The organism is Alkaliphilus serpentinus (genome assembly GCF_009017255.1).
Classification (GTDB): domain Bacteria; phylum Bacillota; class Clostridia; order Peptostreptococcales; family Natronincolaceae; genus Alkaliphilus_D; species Alkaliphilus_D serpentinus.
Window position 1 is genome coordinate 20,219 of record NZ_WBZB01000055.1, and the last position, 17,520, is coordinate 37,738.

The 17,520-nt window shown below is 33.6% G+C and carries 18 protein-coding genes; 5 read left to right on the top strand and 13 right to left on the bottom strand.

Translation table 11 applies throughout. The features are described from left to right. Positions 1-3 precede the first annotated feature (3 nt). Positions 4-1,221 (top strand): FAD-dependent oxidoreductase, encoded by a 1,218-nt coding sequence (locus F8153_RS14320; RefSeq protein ID WP_151867046.1) that lies wholly within the window; start codon positions 4-6, stop codon positions 1,219-1,221. Between the two features lie 332 nt (positions 1,222-1,553). Here the strand turns inward: F8153_RS14320 and F8153_RS14325 are convergent, their stop codons facing one another. The 5 genes from F8153_RS14325 to F8153_RS14345 form a co-directional block, all read right to left on the bottom strand. Then, positions 1,554-2,858 (bottom strand): SH3 domain-containing protein, encoded by a 1,305-nt coding sequence (locus tag F8153_RS14325; RefSeq protein ID WP_192929834.1) that lies wholly within the window; start codon positions 2,856-2,858, stop codon positions 1,554-1,556. Between the two features lie 424 nt (positions 2,859-3,282). Then, positions 3,283-4,149, bottom strand: coding sequence for an AraC family transcriptional regulator (locus tag F8153_RS14330; RefSeq protein ID WP_151867048.1), 867 nt, complete (start codon positions 4,147-4,149; stop codon positions 3,283-3,285). Positions 4,150-4,313: 164 nt separating this feature from the next. Beyond that, positions 4,314-5,096, bottom strand: coding sequence for a class D beta-lactamase (gene blaOXA / locus F8153_RS14335; protein ID WP_243136999.1), 783 nt, complete (start codon positions 5,094-5,096; stop codon positions 4,314-4,316). Positions 5,097-5,375: 279 nt separating this feature from the next. Next, a complete protein-coding gene (locus F8153_RS14340) occupies positions 5,376-5,534 on the bottom strand; it encodes a DUF1540 domain-containing protein (RefSeq protein WP_151867050.1) in 159 nt (52 codons plus the stop codon). 450 nt (positions 5,535-5,984) lie between these two features. Further along, on the bottom strand, positions 5,985-6,746 hold the full coding sequence (locus F8153_RS14345) for an EFR1 family ferrodoxin (RefSeq protein WP_151867051.1): 762 nt from the start codon (positions 6,744-6,746) through the stop codon (positions 5,985-5,987). A gap of 279 nt (positions 6,747-7,025) precedes the next feature. Between F8153_RS14345 and F8153_RS14350 the strand changes: the two genes are divergently transcribed. Further along, positions 7,026-7,775, top strand: coding sequence for an SDR family NAD(P)-dependent oxidoreductase (locus tag F8153_RS14350; protein WP_151867052.1), 750 nt, complete (start codon positions 7,026-7,028; stop codon positions 7,773-7,775). Positions 7,776-8,072: 297 nt separating this feature from the next. Here F8153_RS14350 and F8153_RS14360 read toward each other — a convergent pair whose 3' ends face one another. Both F8153_RS14360 and F8153_RS14365 read right to left on the bottom strand, forming a co-directional pair. Next, positions 8,073-8,645, bottom strand: a complete 573-nt coding sequence (locus F8153_RS14360; RefSeq protein ID WP_151867054.1) for a GNAT family N-acetyltransferase — start codon at positions 8,643-8,645, stop codon at positions 8,073-8,075. 22 nt (positions 8,646-8,667) lie between these two features. Continuing rightward, entirely contained in the window at positions 8,668-8,898 is a 231-nt protein-coding gene (locus F8153_RS14365) for a GyrI-like domain-containing protein (RefSeq protein ID WP_207707739.1), read from the bottom strand. Between the two features lie 47 nt (positions 8,899-8,945). Between F8153_RS14365 and F8153_RS14370 the strand changes: the two genes are divergently transcribed. The 3 genes from F8153_RS14370 (at position 8,946) to F8153_RS14380 (ending at position 10,814) form a co-directional block, all read left to right on the top strand. After that, positions 8,946-9,203 carry a hypothetical protein gene (locus F8153_RS14370; RefSeq protein WP_151867056.1) on the top strand — a complete coding sequence of 86 codons (258 nt, stop codon included), beginning with the start codon at positions 8,946-8,948 and terminating at the stop codon, positions 9,201-9,203. Positions 9,204-9,446: 243 nt separating this feature from the next. Beyond that, positions 9,447-10,355: an AraC family transcriptional regulator gene (locus F8153_RS14375; protein ID WP_151867057.1), complete on the top strand. Its 909-nt coding sequence runs from the start codon at positions 9,447-9,449 to the stop codon at positions 10,353-10,355. Between the two features lie 33 nt (positions 10,356-10,388). Beyond that, positions 10,389-10,814 carry a DUF3788 domain-containing protein gene (locus F8153_RS14380; RefSeq protein WP_151867058.1) on the top strand — a complete coding sequence of 142 codons (426 nt, stop codon included), beginning with the start codon at positions 10,389-10,391 and terminating at the stop codon, positions 10,812-10,814. An 84-nt stretch (positions 10,815-10,898) separates the two neighbouring features. Here the strand turns inward: F8153_RS14380 and F8153_RS14385 are convergent, their stop codons facing one another. The 6 genes from F8153_RS14385 to F8153_RS14405 form a co-directional block, all read right to left on the bottom strand. Next, on the bottom strand, positions 10,899-11,972 hold the full coding sequence (locus F8153_RS14385; RefSeq protein ID WP_192929835.1) for a phosphotransferase enzyme family protein: 1,074 nt from the start codon (positions 11,970-11,972) through the stop codon (positions 10,899-10,901). A gap of 483 nt (positions 11,973-12,455) precedes the next feature. Beyond that, positions 12,456-12,596 (bottom strand): hypothetical protein, encoded by a 141-nt coding sequence (locus F8153_RS16770; protein ID WP_408608763.1) that lies wholly within the window; start codon positions 12,594-12,596, stop codon positions 12,456-12,458. Between the two features lie 111 nt (positions 12,597-12,707). After that, positions 12,708-12,860 (bottom strand): hypothetical protein, encoded by a 153-nt coding sequence (locus F8153_RS16245; RefSeq protein ID WP_192929836.1) that lies wholly within the window; start codon positions 12,858-12,860, stop codon positions 12,708-12,710. A 93-nt stretch (positions 12,861-12,953) separates the two neighbouring features. Continuing rightward, on the bottom strand, positions 12,954-15,056 hold the full coding sequence (locus tag F8153_RS14395; protein WP_151867060.1) for a M56 family metallopeptidase: 2,103 nt from the start codon (positions 15,054-15,056) through the stop codon (positions 12,954-12,956). A 159-nt stretch (positions 15,057-15,215) separates the two neighbouring features. After that, positions 15,216-15,578 (bottom strand): BlaI/MecI/CopY family transcriptional regulator, encoded by a 363-nt coding sequence (locus F8153_RS14400; RefSeq protein ID WP_151867061.1) that lies wholly within the window; start codon positions 15,576-15,578, stop codon positions 15,216-15,218. 290 nt (positions 15,579-15,868) lie between these two features. Then, positions 15,869-17,518 (bottom strand): putative ABC transporter permease subunit, encoded by a 1,650-nt coding sequence (locus F8153_RS14405; RefSeq protein ID WP_151867062.1) that lies wholly within the window; start codon positions 17,516-17,518, stop codon positions 15,869-15,871. Positions 17,519-17,520: the final 2 nt, after the last annotated feature.

Genomic DNA, 17,520 nt, shown 5'->3' on the forward strand with positions numbered 1-17,520 from the left:
TATATGAGAGTTGCAATAATTGGAGCGGGATTTAGCGGAATGCTTGCAGCATATTTGCTGGAAAAGGAAGGTATAGGTGTTACAGTTTATGAGAAGCAAGAACATATAGGGGGTCATTGCAGAACATTTTCAAGTAAAGAGCTGTATGCTGAGCTGGGCACAGTATTCTCCTTCTCTAAGCATATTAAAGAGTTGCTAATTGAATTGCAGGTTGACTATACAGAACGGTTTACCTATAGAAACTTTGTTGATGAAAACTTTCATGATGTAGAGCACATTTCAAGGGAAGATGCTACTTTACTAATGAATGAACTGGTTAAGCTGGAAGGGATTTTAAAAAAGTATGATGAGCCTCTTAATGCTGTTAATTACGGATTTATCCATAATGATTTATTAATACCATTATGCCAATTTCTCAGAAAACATGATCTAAAGATTTTTCGTGACGTCATTGCCCCTTACCTCTCATCTTATGGCTTTGGAGATATATCCAATACTCAGGCTTATTATGTATTTAAGGTCTTTACCCTAGAGATCATATACTCTTTTATTCGGGGAGATAAGCTCTTATTCATAAATAAAGGTACCTCTCAGATCATCCAAAAGCTTAGTCAAAACATATCAGATATAAGATATTCTATAGAAGTTCATAATGTAGAAGTTATCGGTAACAAAGTAAAGGTTGAAACTATTTATGGTTCTCACCATTATGATAAGGTACTGATTACTACAAAGCTACCAAGAGATGTGATTAAAGATGATTTATATAATCATTTAATGAAGAAAATTGATACAAATCCATTTATCACATGTGCCTATGAAGTAACCAACAAAAACATCGTTACAACCTATTATAAAGGAAATTTAGGTAAAATAGGCAAAATGCAGTTTTTCCATACTTACAAGCAAAACAATAGAACCATACTTGTGGCCTATGCGTATGGAAATCTCCAAAAGGATTTAATCAGTGGAATAACAGAGGATCTTCAAAGATCGAGAATCGCTGTAAAACATTTAATAACCGCTAAGCAATGGTATATATTCCCTCACTTAAAGATCCATAATCTTACTTCAAATTTTTATCAGGATATAAGTGAAAGACAAAGGGTTAGTAACATTTGTCTTATTGGCTCCTTAGTATGTGAGCCTTCTATAGATAATTTATATATATCGGTGAAAAATTCAGTAAGTGAGCTATTAAAGGGATATAGAAGTAAATGATAGAACACAAGAACACAAGAACACAAGAGACACAAGGGGACGGTTCCTCGAGAACACAAGGGGACGGTTCCTCTGTGTCGAACAGAACACAGAACACAAGGGGACGGTTCCTCTGTGTCGTACGTAGGAGTCATTTCATCGATAGTGTTTTCACTACACTAGTGAGTAATTGACACAGAGGTACCTATTGCTGCTTTTTCTATAGGTTTCCTTGGCTATAATAAAAAACACCTCTAGTTAGGTATATCAAAAAACTAGAGGTGGGTACAGACAAGAGAACTGTATCTATATATTTCTATGTGTGTTAAATGTCATACCAATCAGCATACTTGTTATTGGTAAATAATCAGTCCTGGTTTGGGGTCGAGGTTCAAAACCTCTTCTGGAGTCATTAGGGGATTATCAAAGTGAACCCCTGGCTCATTGGAATAGAAATACCATAACTTGAAGCCTTTATAGGGTATATTTGTTGCCTTAGAATTTCTGGTATGGGTAGCGATCTTTCCTTCGGGAGAACCCCACCCAGATGTATTATGAACCGGCAGCACTGGATCATAATTGCTAGATACTGCTTCAATATCATGTATCATCTTATCCACAAACTGATGAAAAACAAATTGCCTTTTACCCTGGATTCCATTAGAAATCATATACTCACTCATAATTTTTTGAACTTCATTAATTTCGCCACCAGTTAGATGACCTACCTCCTTCATTGGCTTATCAGTACGCCATTCTGGATCAAGAGCCAAATGGACGTTGGGATATTTCAAAAAGGGCAGGAGCTCTTTCAGTGCATCAGTGGGAGCATTTTTTCCCATTTGATGATCAAGGTATATTAACACACCATTATTATAGGCTTCTTCAATATATGACATCACTAGGTCAAAGTTCATGATACCAATTTCGCCCTTAGGCTGGACTGTTCCGTAGACAAGGTATATTGCTGGGATCACACTTTTATCTCCGTTTATGGCATCATATTTTTCAGAAGTCTTTTGTACTAGGGATATAAGCTCTTCCTTTGGATGACGTCCTACAATTCCCATTATTTTCGAATTGGGGTGACCGTAATAGGCAACAACTGTATTGTCATCAAAAAGGGTAGGGGATGTAAAATAATCATTCATCTCTTTATTATCAAAAAGTTTGGGTGATGAAAAAAGATCATTTATATCACTAACTGTATGCTGGGAAAAAATCCAGCCTTCATTATTATACTCCGAGTTATTAAACTCAATCTTATACCAGGTTGCTTCTTCCCTTGTAACCTCTTCAATAACTTGGACTTCTTTCCCCTTGACTAAGCTTCCAATCACTTTACTTTGACCATTGCCTTCGGCTCTGACATTCAACTTGTCAATACTAATATAAACTTTGCTTCCTATAACATTATTGCTGCTTTCGACAGGTGTTTTTTCGCCAGTATTTTCATTTTCATCTACTTCTTCTTGGTTTTCCTTTTCTTCAGTTCCTTCTTCTTCAGTAGCCTCATCAGCTGTGTCTGTGTTTTCTTGTTGATTTGGAGGTTGTTCCTCCTGTGGTGAAGCTTGGAGCTTTGTACATCCTGTGAAGCTAATTACCAATACTAATAATACTAATAATACTACTATTAATACAGATTTTTTCTTTGTCATTTTGTACCCCATTTCTTATGTATTACTAACTCAAGTACATCTTTTCCCCATTGGCTTTCATGCAACTATCAATATATCCTTCGACAACACTATAATTATAAATTCGACAAATTATGCTGCTACTTAATATGGTATAATAAAAACAATGTAAAGGCAATGTTAACTTATACCACACTTGCTACAATAGACTTGTCCTTTATAATACTTCTTAATTAGATATAACCCTAAAACAGAAACATCTTCTAAATAGTAGTCTGAAGGAGTATATATTTTTTGAATGGGATAGTATATCTCTAAGGTTCAAGGAATAAAAATAACCTTTAGTTAAGGTTATCCTTAGCTAGAGGTTCTAACGACACAAAGGAACCGTCCCCTTGTGTTGCCCTTGTGTTGTGTTCCTTGTGCCATGTTTCACCATGTGTCATTACTTTATTGGAATGTAAATAGTTACTTCGGGAATATCCTTGTTTATTCTTTCCATATTTAGTTCTTCAAAATCCGTATTATCAATAAGCTCTAATCCGGATTTCGGTAACCACGTATTATAAACATATCTCCAAGTGCTTATCAGATTTTCAGGAAGTGGACCTTTTACATTAAAAGTTGCATATCTTGAAGCAGGTATAATCTTTTTAACCAATCCCCTTGGTGGTGTAGTAGATTCTTCTACTTCACTACAAATTAAGTATGTGTAATTACCCTGTTCATCAAAGTCACAACTATATCCCAAATAAGTATCTGGATAAATCTTATTAGGTATTTTATTTCCAAGGTTAGAGTTAAAGAACTTATTCCAAAACATAGGTATTCGTTTAAAATCCATTTCATCAGTCTTACTTGTCCTTAACTCAAAACCAATAACATTAAATTCACTTTTACTTATTATTTGGGGTCCAACTAAACTTTCCTTTAATAATGATTTATAAATATTGCTATATATGTTCACTCTATCAAAGTTATAGGGTTTTTTCTTATGCTTACGATATTCTTTTGGTGAAATGCCAACTTCATCAACAAAGGCTCGAGTAAAAGATGCATGTGTTTTATATTGGTATTTCAATGCAATGTCAATAACCTTGATATTTGAATTAAATAATTCTTCTGCAGCACAAGACAATCTTCTTTTTCTAATGTAATCTTTTACTGTATATCCAACCATTGAATGAAAAATCCTATGATAATGATATAATGAACAATAGGCTTGGCTCGCTGCTAAAGATAAGGTAATATCCTTCAATAAGTTTTCTTCAATAAAATCAATTGATTTTTGAATTCTATTATAATAATTCATTATTTTGAACCCCTTATTATGATTACATAGTCCCAAAACTAATCTGATAATAGTTTTATATTATCAGTATAAAAATAAAAATACCATAAGATTTTTTCATTATCAATATGGTATTCGAAATATAAATTACAATCACATAATACCCTAGCACTTGAGCTTTTATCTTAGAGTTCCTTAATAATCTTTAATTCTCTTAAATATTTAAAAACTAATTCTTTTCTATAGCCAGCATCTGAGTTTTGTCGAATATCTAAATTACATGCAAAAAACCAAGTATCTTTATCTGTTTCTATATATCCAACATACCATCCAATCTGAGGATCTACCCGCTGAGCCCATCCTGTTTTCCCTCTTAGAATATATTCAGCATTTTTTTCCTCAATCATAAGATCATTTAGAATTTGATAATTATCCTCATCAAAATCATATTCTTTATGATAAACTTTCTTCAAGAAATCGATCTGTTCTTTTGCAGATATTCTAATATCGCCTTCAAGCCAAAAACTATCAACTCTTGCTCCCACCTTTTTATTGCCGTAACTAATTTTATTTAAGTACTCTGAATACTTTTCAATTCCAACTTTTTTAGCTAGCTCCTGATAAAACCATACACAACTTGAAGGTAAAGCTGTTTTTAAGCTCTGGTCTTGATTCCATTCGAAAAGACCCTTGTCTATACCGTCCCATCTGATAATATCATTTTCATCCTTAATGATTTCTTCTTGTAAAACTATCAATGTGTTTGGAATTTTAAATGCTGATGCAGGTAAATATCTTTGATTGGATCTTTCTTTATTAATAATAAATTCTTCTCCAGTTTTTAAAGAGGATACAATAATTGTAGCATCTAACTTCTTATCCTCTATGTAGTTATTGGTAACAGTATTACTATTGCACCCACCTAAAGCAAGGACCAAAAATATCACTAAAAAAGTCTTTACTCTCATCACTTTCAAACCCTCTCTTATCCTTTTATTTTTGTAAATTCTACTTATGATTAATCAAAAATATTGTATCATTGTATATAATTATAAGGAAATTCCTATAAAATTCTTGATATTTTGTGCTATTTTTACGTATCCACTTGATTTGTAAAAAAATAAATTTTATACAATAATAACATTTTACTAAAGCGGTTTTTTTCTCCTCATAAAGTCGTTTTATATTATTACAAAGAGAAACCTCCTTAAGATCTATAGAAACTCGACCTTAAGGAGGTTTGATTTTTATTCTGTTTCGAAGCTACCGCAATCTGTTGCTTCTGGATTTGTAGCTCTGTTTGTATGCTTTACTACGTTAATATGGTCTAAGCTACAGAATGATTCATTTTTTGCATGATACTTACATTCATTAACTGTACATCCAATACTCTTATTTACTTTCATTGAAACACCTCCTGTTTTTTCTTTAAAAGCTTTCAATAAGCTTCATGATTATTATCCACAAAATCTAAAATTTAATTCCTTCTAATGTGCAAGTATACTCCAAATAAAGCAGTTTTGAGTATAAAGGAATGTTAATTCTTATTCTAAAGGGGTAGGTTTTTACTAAGACTTTTAACAAATACAGAAGGTGAGATTATCATGAAAATTAAAAAAAGTTGATGCTTAATAAGCTAATCGTAATATTGATTCTGGCCCTTTTAATTTACCCAATCTTGCTTTTTCTTCATCGTTAAATATTTTGTTTGTTTATACCCCTTAGAATAACATGACATATTCCGCTACTACCTTTTCTATTGATTGTCTTGACATAAAAAACACCTCCGATTTGAAGGATATTAATTCAAATCGAAGGTGTCATCATAACTGTCACTTTTTGTACAGTAGTAGGATCTAATTGCCATTTATACCGATATACTGCTTTTTTACTTTTTCATGCCGCAAAACTGTAATTGCCTTTCTTGGACATGCATTTACACATCTATAACAAAGGGTGCACTGGCCATTTTGAATCACCTTATTGTCTTTAGTTTCTAGATTATTCATGGGACAGATTCTAGTACATAACAAACAAGAATTACAATCAGAATTTATTCTTACGTCTTTCTTTGCTTTTTCCTCAATTTTATAGAAATAAACCCTTTGTGCAATAAGACCTAGGTATCTTGAAAAAACATTAAACCCCCGTCTTTTTATAATGCCTTTTTTTATGTTAATACAAATTTTATAGGTTTTCTTATCTGCGTTTATAACATATTTCTCTATTTTTTCTTTATTGGACATAGGATAGAAAAATAAATTGCATATATTACTAGGCATATTAAAATGTTCAGCATAAATAACACGATAATCTATATCCCTTAATAATTCAGTGAAAACCCTTGCTCCATCTCCAGAAAAGAGATTTTGAGTGGTAAGTATAATAATTTTTTTGCCATTTAGATGATATTTATACTTTGTTACAAATTCACGCATAATCAATGGCACGCAAGAACCATATATCGGATAGCAAAAACAAACTGTTTCAGCAGAAGAAATCTTATTGCCAAAATCAACACTTTCTTCTATTGAGTAATGTTGAGCTCTCATAAGTTTTGAAAAGGATTCTGCTATATATTTAGTGTTTCCGGTTCCAGAAAAATATAAAGTTAGCATAGATTCCCTCCTCTTTGTGGTGCTGATTATTGTCATGATTTAGTATTCAACAAATAACAGTTTTTCCCTTCTTTAGATTCAAATTCCTTCAGAGAGCACAAGGGGACGGTTCCGAGAGAGCACAAGGGGACGGTTCCTGTGTGTCGTATAGCTTCCTCTCGGTAGCGATTTCACAAGAGCTGATTCTTCACTAATTTTTTAGGGTATAAATTAAATAATGAGATTATATGGGTTTTCTTAAAACCTAATAAAATAGTTTAAAAAGGAGGATGAAAATTTATGAAACTTAGAGACAAAGTAGCTGTTGTTACTGGGGCAGGCTCGGGAAACGGACGTGCTATAGCTATGGAGTTTGCTAAGGAAGGTGCCAAGGTTGTAATTATTAATAGGACTAGGGAAAATGGTGATGAGACCTTAATGAAAATTAAAGATATGAAGGGCGAAGGTATTTCCTTAGAAGCCGACGTATCAAACTCCAAGGAGTTTAAAGAAGCCATTGATAAAGCCCTTGAATATTATGGAAGAATTGACATAATGGTTAATAATGCAGGTATTTTTGATGGACAGGATTATGAAACAACCGATGAAGAAACCTTTGAAAAGATTATTAATGTAAATCTTAAAGGAGTGTTTTTAGGTACAAAATTTGTATTAGATAATATGCTTAAAAACCAAAAGGGGGTAATTATTAATATAGCTTCTGTTGCAGGTATTAGAGGAGGGTTAGGTAGCCCCGCCTATACCGCATCTAAGCATGGTATCATTGGTCTAACCGGTGACGCTGCTACCAATTATGGTAAGGATGGTGTTAGATCCATTGCAATTTGCCCTGGTATGATAGAAACCAGTATGACCAAGGATATACTAGAGGATCCATCGGAGGAAACTCAGCAGTTGATTGATTCTATACCTCTACAAAGAACTGGTAAACCTGAGGATATCGGGAAGCTTGCTGTATTTTTAGCCTCCGACGACTCAAGCTATATTAATGGTACACCCATTGTCATCGACGGTGGATTGGTGACATAAAATATTGCTCTTATAGTGATTGGCAACGACACACAGGAACCGTCCCTGTGTGTTCTGTGTGTTCTTGGCTGTATCTTTTCACATTTGCTAATAATAGATGATACAACTTGTAATGCTTTTGATGATTCTTCTTTTGAGTATTTTCCCATGACATTTCACCTCTTGACTGTTTTGTTTACCCAAATTGCGTATAATTAAGGGAGTAGAACCCCGTGAATCCCTTAGCAAAGGGATTGAGGTTTTCTTCTATACTCTATCCTGGATGACTTCTTAAATGAATCCCTTAAATGAGCACGACTAACCTTTATAATAATCTTCCCTGAGAATCCCATATATCTCTAAATCCACTAGCCCTTTACCTGACCACAATCTAGCTTGCCTTACTAATCCTTCCTTGATGAATCCGTTCTTTAGCAATACCTTTTTCGAAGCAACATTGTCTGGCATAACTTCGGCATGGATACGATTAATTTCTGCCACTTCAAACAGAAAAGTGATTAATCTCCTTACAGCTTCAGATGCTATTCCCCTTCCCCATTGATCTTCCGCCAAGAAGTATCCTATGGTTACCATATTAACCTTTTGATTAAAATCCATTGCTTCAATAATTCCAACCAGCCTGCTGTTATCATTTTTTGAATACACACCCCATTTAATCCTGCTCTTCTTATTGTAGTCTCTCTCAAAATGGCCAATCATGTTTTCGACTGTATTAATATTGCGCTTTGGTAAAATCCCACAAAATTCAAATACCTTGTCATTATTATAGATCGAAAATACTTCTTTTACATCCTCTTTTTCAATTCCTTTTAATATTAAGTTTGAAGACTCTAAAACAGGAAATTTCCCAAACAATATATCATTCTTCATCTTTCCTTCCACCTTTTTTGATTTATTTGATAGGTATATATATTTCCATTGACATGTTCCCAGGGTATACCGACTTGCATACGTCGGTTACCTCAAAGTCCGGCCCCTCTTCCCTTTCATAATTGGAATTTGGCAGCCATGTCCCGTAGATATATCTCCAGGTGTTTTGAGCTGTTTCAACCGAACCATTTATTTTGAATACAGCATATTTCCCCCATTCAAAACCGGCTATATAAGTTTTGCTTAAGTTCACAATATCGGGCTTATGGATATTTAAATTCCCATGTGACTTTTAACAAAATGACTTTACTCGTTTTAATAGTAGCTTTATCCATATTTTTTTCTGCATGTGGAAGTAAAGAAAAGAGTAGAGGCAATAATTCTAACGAAAATGCACCATCAATTGAGTATTATTCTTCTATTGATGAAGATGGCTTGATTACTATCAGTGATGATGTTTTCAAGGCAGTTAATCAAAGAGAATATATAAAATTCCAAGATGGTGAACATGCTACGTATAGTTTTATTTACTGGCATGACTACCATATTATATCATAAATAGACAATGATATTGGCTTTTTTTGTTATTTAAATCAGATATTTTGAAGTGTAAATCCTTGGTGTAAGGTTACACTGCGCTAAACTTCCAAATTTTATATGACCACTTAAGAAAAACTCCTGCGCCAATGGTATAATCATTTATAAGGATTTTTTTGATTGGTATAAACTCCAAAAAGGGCATTGACCGTCAAGCTAAACTGTTTACTCACATGTTATTCTTTTTATAAGGAGGTGCTAAGAATGCACGCATGGGAACAAATACAAATAACCGTAGACTATATTGAGGAACATATTTCAGAGGAAATAAGAATTGAAAACCTGGCTAAACTTGCATCACTATCGCAGTTTTATTATCAGAGACTATTTACCCGATTGGTTAAGAAGCCTGTAATGGAGTATGTTAAACTGCGCCGTCTTGCAAAAGCATCAGTTGATTTACTAGACAAAAGAAAACGAATTCTGGATGTCGCTTTGAATTCTGGATTTTCCTCCCACGAAACTCTAACACGAACATTTAAGGATGCTTATGGAATGACACCGGAGGAGTATCGGGCCAATCCAGTTTGGTTGAATAACTTTGTAAAACCGCAACTGCTTTTAAATTACACCTTAGTCGATGAAAATGTACCATTGATTGCCGATGGGATTGTACTGGAGATCACACGACGACAAGTTTCATCCTCTCAATTTTTCATAGGACTTACAGTAGAAGAACCCATTAATGGGATGCCGGGAGGTGGTGAAACCGGCGTAGACACACTGGGAAAATTGTGGGATACTTTCCACCAAAGGAAATCCACTATACCTGAATTAAAAGGGGAGGGCGATGAACTGGGCGTTGCTTATACCGGAACAAAGGAAGGCTATTATCGATATTTTGCGGGAGCAGAAGCTATGTCAAACAAAACGCTGGAAGGTTATTCTTTTTGGGAGCTACCCAAAGGAGAATATATCGTCTGTTCTTTCGAAGGGGAGGATTTCCATCATCTTATAATGGATACGGTGTATAAGGCCCACAAATACCTGTTTGAAACATGGCTTCCCAATCATAAACTCCATGTCAAGCCCTTTGCAGCAGAGCGCTATACCAGTCATAGCCCCGATACAACATCAATGGAAATATGGGTTTTGCCAGAAGTCTTGGAATAAGAGAATAAACATTTTTTCGGAGGTGGAACTCATATGGACTGGAATTTACTCTACAATGAAAGCACCCCTCCCAGCATGGACAGTATCATCAAATATGTGAGTAGTGAACTATGGGAGGAACTGAATTCCTTTTTGGAAGGTACCTATAAGATTCAGCCTAAATTTTCTTATAGCAGATGCTCCATGCAGCCTGGTTGGAATGTGAAATATGAAAAAAGCGGGAAGTCTCTGTGTAGACTCTACCCGATGGAGGGGTTTTTCATTGCCCTTGTAGTGATTGGTAACAAAGAAAGTTTTGAAATCGAACTGATGTTGCATTCCTTTAGCAAATACACACAGAGTTTATTGCAATGTACAACTAATTCTGCTGGAGGCCGCTGGCTGATGATAAATGTTACTGAACCAGAAATTTTGGAAGATGTAATCCGTTTGGTTCAAATAAGGGCAAAGTCAAAATAATATGTTATTAATTAAAAAAGGCACTCTACTAAATTACATTGTAGAGTGCCTTGCATTAAAAGTATCAAAAACTATAATATTAGATTAAATGCTTCTTTCTTCATACTCAAAGGGTTCTTCGACAGAGTAAATTTCATGAAAAAATCCTTTAAATGGAATATCATCTTCCATACACTTAATGAGATAAGACAGTTCTTCATCACACTCTAAATCCTCACCATTGTTCCTCATTACCTCGAAAGCATCTATGATGTTTTCCATGATAACTACTTTGATAAAAAGTGGAAGCTTTTCCAGCATAGAATGATCAATTTCTGTCTCTGATTGGTAACCCCCCAGAACCTCATCAAAGTAATCCTTCATAAACCTTTTGCGTTTATCTGCATCCTGTTCAAATTGTATCCAGCCTACCCCGTGTGTCCATATATTTGCTAGGTCATACATATACCAACAGAAACAGGAATTATCGAAATCAAAAACTGTGATTTGTCCTGTATCAAAATCAATCATGTAATTTCCATCGCTATAATCAAAATGTACCATACCAAAGCTTTCATGATTTCTGTCCAATCCCTCTAAAGTTTTAAGCAACTCTAAAAGTTTCTCCTTTAAAAGGGGTAGTGTATTGGGTATTAGTTTATTGATATATGCAGTATTGTATTTATCAAAAAAACTATATCGACGATGAAGGGGAGTATATCCCTTCGACAGTTGGTGCATCTTCCCCAGTACTTTCCCGCAGTTATAAAAGTATTCGGTAATAGAGACACCTTCCCGATACCGATAATTATTTTCCGCAAGCATTTTCCCTCTGGCCTTGTTAAATACACAGACATAAAAGCCTTGATCATTATAGGTTATCTCCTCTAGCAGATTTCCCTTCTGAGAAATGACTACATTCGAGACACTTGCACCATGTTCAAATAGATACTGGATATATTCAACTTCACCTTGGAAGTCCTCACGACTCCTGTCATCCAAGAAGGAAATTCTGATAATTTTTGCACCAGCACCTTCTTTTTCACAGGTATAAGCAAGATTTCTTCCTCCTTCATGTGCCTTAATAGGGAGGATTTCATAACCTTCCAACCCGTACAATTCTAATATCACAGGAATTAAATATTGATCACTGATTTTTAATACTTCATTATAAGTCATAATTCTCTCCTTTATTGACGGAGAGCTACAATATGGTCACTCCCCATGCAAGCAACACAAGGGGACGGTTCCTTTGTGTCGTTCAAATAAATATTGCTTTATGTCCTTAATTAAATCAATATTAGAGTCCTCTACGGTAGTGCTATTAACTGGATTACTAGTGTTTTTCTTATATCCATCGCCCCTTAAATCTGGTCTAAATTCCTATTTATTCTATTATACCTTAAAAAAACGTCTTAAGATATTAAGATATTTTCATACAATTTCAAATATTATGTAAGTTTGCATAGTGCTTAAAAACATGTAGAAAAGAGATGGCAGAGAGTTACGTAGTCACAGAAGCCCACGCCGTCTTTTCGCCGTCGTAACACCCACAACTATTTAAAAAAAATAAAACCACTTAAAACTCAAATCGTCTCAAGTGGCTATTATATCGTCTATAACCCTAGTAAATATAACTGTTTAATAGGTCTTTGATTTTTCTTACAAATCATTAACATTAGATAATATAGAATTCTTAAGAATTGTTCTATTAACTGTATATACTATGAAAGAAATAAAGAACATCTCTAATCCTAGTATTTTAGTAATATTGCTTTTGTTATATCCTATTGACCTATACAAACCAATCTCATATTTTCTTTCAAATAATGATGTAGACAACGAGGTTTATATTGCTCTAGTAGTGATATCAGTAGTTGTAGAAATACTACCACAATGAAGACTTATAGAGCATTAAATAAAAAACATATATACTATGAAGAATACAATGACAATAATAACACCTGCAATAACACTTAGATTTGAGATTGATGAAGTTCTTTTTTTAAATAATGTTCCTTTTTCATCTAAATCAGTAATAATCCTTGACCAAAAGCCTCTAGACATTTTATCCTCCTCATTTACTATAGGTTATTGATTGTTCATTTGAATAAGTCAAATTACAGCACTTTGCCTAGAATAGCATTATTCACTGCATCCCTATTCAGCTTCTTTTCTATGCTCTCTAGACACCATGTCTATTATTTGTTGTGCTTCTGCAATAGCTTCTTCCATTTCTAAATCACCATTAAGATATGCGGTGAATATTTCCCTTAATTGAGATTCCCCAGGAATTGGAAGGAAGATTTGATGTTGTTGATATAACTTATTTACACGTTCTAAATACTCTGATGGTAATTTCTTGACCTTGCTCTGTATATTCTGTAGATCCAGGCTGCAATTTAAATAATACTCAGCGTCACGATAAAGATCCCCATTTACCTCGTTTAATTTATATACCTCTGCCAGTGTGCGTAACATTTCAACTGCTGTATCAATATTTTCACTATTTGGATTGATGACAAACCAATTTGCACGCATACGGTTCTTATCATTTTGGTCTTTGACCTGAGGCATTGGGAAATATTCTGAATATCTACTATACGGTCCCATAACGCCTTGTAATACATAACCATCATTATGTCTATATGAGTAATCATCACGAATTATATGTGACTCATACAATCTCTTTGCACTGACTAAAACGTCATAAAACGCTACATTATCTAAATCCACATGATATCGGTCGTAATCATAATGATTATAAATGTAACGGAAAACAATCTGATCCATCACAAAATCTCTATGAATCGCAATTGATTCTTTGCCTTGATTAGACTGTCCCCATTCCTTGTCAAAATCTAATAAGTCATCGATAGTTTTTAATCGTTCGGGGGACCAGCCGATTTTTTCCATATCCGGTCTTGGGTACATAAGATTACCATATGTCTGAACTGATAAAGGGAAACCGAAGACTTCATCGTTGAATGTACTACCTTCTACTAAGGCAGGGAACATGTGATCAAAAACCTCATTCATCTCAGGATAGGTTGAAAGGTCAACATAATATCCCTTACTTAAAAGACTCACTGCAAACTCTGACTTGAATGGGATCACATATACATCAAAACTACTATCGCCCGATAAAAGAAGTGGTGCGACCTCTTCTAGTTCAAAAGAATCTTCGATTTCTTGAAGAGGTAAATACGAGAATGTTACATCAGGCATATGCACTCTCATTAGTGCAGAAAAGTATTCATATGCATATTGATCAGACATCACGAGCTCTACTTTCTCTTCTTGAGGGTTGTTCACTGGTATATTCGTTTCATTCTGAATGTCAGAACTGAGCAAACTTTTATCGTCTGATTTGCTAATCTCACTTTGTGTCATGAATCCAATTATGGTTGCTGCAACAACACATATAGCCACAATAAAGGTCTTTACTTTCCAAGGTTCAAAGTTCAATACATTTCTAATGCGTCTTTTGGTTTTCTTTTCTCCAAATGTCAGAGAATAGTTAGGCCAAACTTTATAGCCTTTATTTGCAAATCTGACAATTACTTCAGCATAATTGACTTTCTTATCTACTCCAATTTCAGAAATAACTCTCTCATCACAAAAGCCTTCCATATCTTGTTTGAAATAGTGATAGCATAGCCATACTAAAGGGTTAAACCAATGAACCAAAGCAACCAGCAAAACTGCAGCATTTAATGTACCATCAAAAAACTTAATATGCTGTTTTTCATGAAGTAAAACATATTCCATCATCTCAGCATCAATTGCTTTTTTCTCAGGTAATACGATTTTGGGCTTAATGAAACCTATTACCATAGGTCCCTCGACATTACCTTGATAAATCGACAATTTAGAATCATTGAGATACCTATAAAGAGTATTCTCTTTTCCTATTAGCTTTAGTTTTAGTTTTGAGTAAGTTCTTAGATATGATGATACAACAATACTCAACAGTAATATCAATCCACTTAACCATACGACTGTCCCAATATCTATCCATTCAAATTTTATCTCATCGTTATTGATTTGATTAACAGAGTACGTAGGAATGTATTCATTATCAAGTATCATTTCGTCATTTCTTGTATAAGTTTTTCCATCAGAGACCTCCATATCGACATTTGAATCACTACTGACATCTGTAGGGATACACTTAATCTCTTCAGAAACGATTTTATCTTTATCATTCGTGGTTACTGTCGAAGCTTGTTCGAATTTGATTAGCTCTACTTTCAATGGCATATCTATTTCTAGAGGAAAGACAAACTTTAGAAAACAATAATCCAAAGAAAATAAAACAAACCTTTTTTCAGTTTATGATTTGTTACAAAACGAAACACCACCACAAGTGATGCCAATATACTTCCTAGCAAACTTAACTCTAATACTTTAAGAAATATATCATTCATTGTGTTTCACCTCTTCAATCATTTTTTTAATTTCATTAATTTCTGCATTACTTATTTCTTCGCTCTGAATGAAATTCTGTACGAGTAATTTAAATGATCCTTGATATATCTTTTCTAATAGTAATTTTGTCTCTTTGATTCTTACTTCTTCAACTTCAATCAAAGGCTTACAAACAAATCCTGGATCACTTCTTTCAATAGCCTGTTTCTTAATCAATCGATTGATCAATGTGTAAGTGGTATTCTTTTTCCAATCTTTTTCAGAAATCATATAATCCGAAATTTGATTTGCTTTCAATTCTCCTTTTTCCCATAACAAGTTCATAATTACTAATTCAGCATCTGTTAAATTCATCTAATCACCTCTTTCTACAATCGTAGTACACATTCATTCTACACCTGTAGAATTACTTTGTCAAGCATTTATTTCATGAATAGAAATTATTTTTTTCTATTAACGTTAAATAATCAATAGCAAAAAATAAGAGCAGAAATCTCTGCTCCCATTTCTTAATAATAGCTAACTTCTTATTGCTCTTGTAGCATCTAATCTTTGACTTTTTATTCTCGTTAATATAAGCATAATGCGAATGCATTGATCAACATCTAAACCCATGTACATATAGGTGATTTATATCTTCTGCTTTAGATTTCCAACTGTTTCCACACCCTTATAAAGACTGTTCTTGATAACAAAAATGTTGCGACTACTGTTGTAACTGAAAGTATAATCACTATAGGAAGGTTGATGATAGCACTAATATTCGATAGAATAATAATGTCAGACACAAAATCTTTAGCTAGAAATAAAGCTATACTTCCAGCAGATAAAATGCCATAAAGTACAGGTAGTACTATAGTAATGATGTTCCCTATAAAAGCATTATTCTCAAAAAAATCAGTTAATGCTAATAGTTCACCTGATATATATATTGCTGAACTTCCATAAAGTATAAAAAACATGCCCAAGATTGATAGTAATATCAATTGTATGCTTAAGCCATTAACTACTGAATATGCAATAATACCCACAATACTTATGATATAAGCAGGGATGAAAAACATATTACACTGTATGTTAAATACCTTTCCCCCTTCTAAAGGCATAACCTTGAGAAGCCAGTAACGTTTCTTCCAAAGACTTTTATCCTTCGTTATGTCAGCTGGGATAAACAGGATCGAGACAGCAATAATATTAAATATAGATGCGATGGTTATTAGTAAAGAAATTCCTATTAAGGGATTCGTCGAAAATAGACCTCCATAGATAAAGATAAATATCGAGAACAAATAGAACATAAGCATAAAAGCCGAAGCCATAAGCATTTCAATATTTCTAATTGCCATCTTCCACTCAATCTTAATCCACTGGATTGTTTCATTAATCTTTAAGTCTTTGAAATTACTAGATTCAATTACTTTTTTCTTACTATCTGGGGTTTCAATAAACTGATTTTTTGCCCACCCTTCAAAAAACAATTTCTTTGATACCATAAATGCAATCAATATGAATAATATGGATGTTATCAATAAAAACAGCCCAGCATATGAACTCCACCCACCAATAACCATAGCATAAAAAAGTCTTACACTGGCTGTTACAGGAATTATGTCAGACATCCATGGTTTTTCTAACAAATCAATAAGCTTAAGTATATAAGTAGTGGATATATCCTGTGTTCGAGTAAAAACCACCGCAAAAGATACATTTATAGCAAAAGTAAAAATTGATGTTATGATGTTGAATACTTTTACTGATACAATTCTTGATCCTACCATGGCAACCATAACACCAATTGCACAAGGTATAATCGAGATAATAATATATAAAGGTATGATCATAATAAAATAAATCAATGGGGCATTTACCCACATTCCTAATGCTGCAAGAAAAGGGAAAAACAGAAACAGCATAGATTTAACACTGCTAATTATGTGTTCAAAAAACTTAAATAAAAAAACATAATTTAATGGAACGGGAATTGTGATTAAGTAATTCATATCAGGCGATTTATAGAAATTCCGAATAAAGGTACTGATACTCTGTACAAATGATATTAGGTATATCCAGATAACAGCCACAAAAAAGAATGCAATTAGCATTCCATTAACCAGTTCATGGGAAATGGCAATATTACTAAAAATATTTTTGTAAAGTATATTAGTTAATAAAATCTGTCCCAATATTATTGCCGCAGTGATTGATAGTGTTCTCATAATTGCTTTTTTATCTTTCCACAAAGTATTTTTCAATGCTAAAAAACGCAATTTTATAAACCACTTAATATAACTCATAT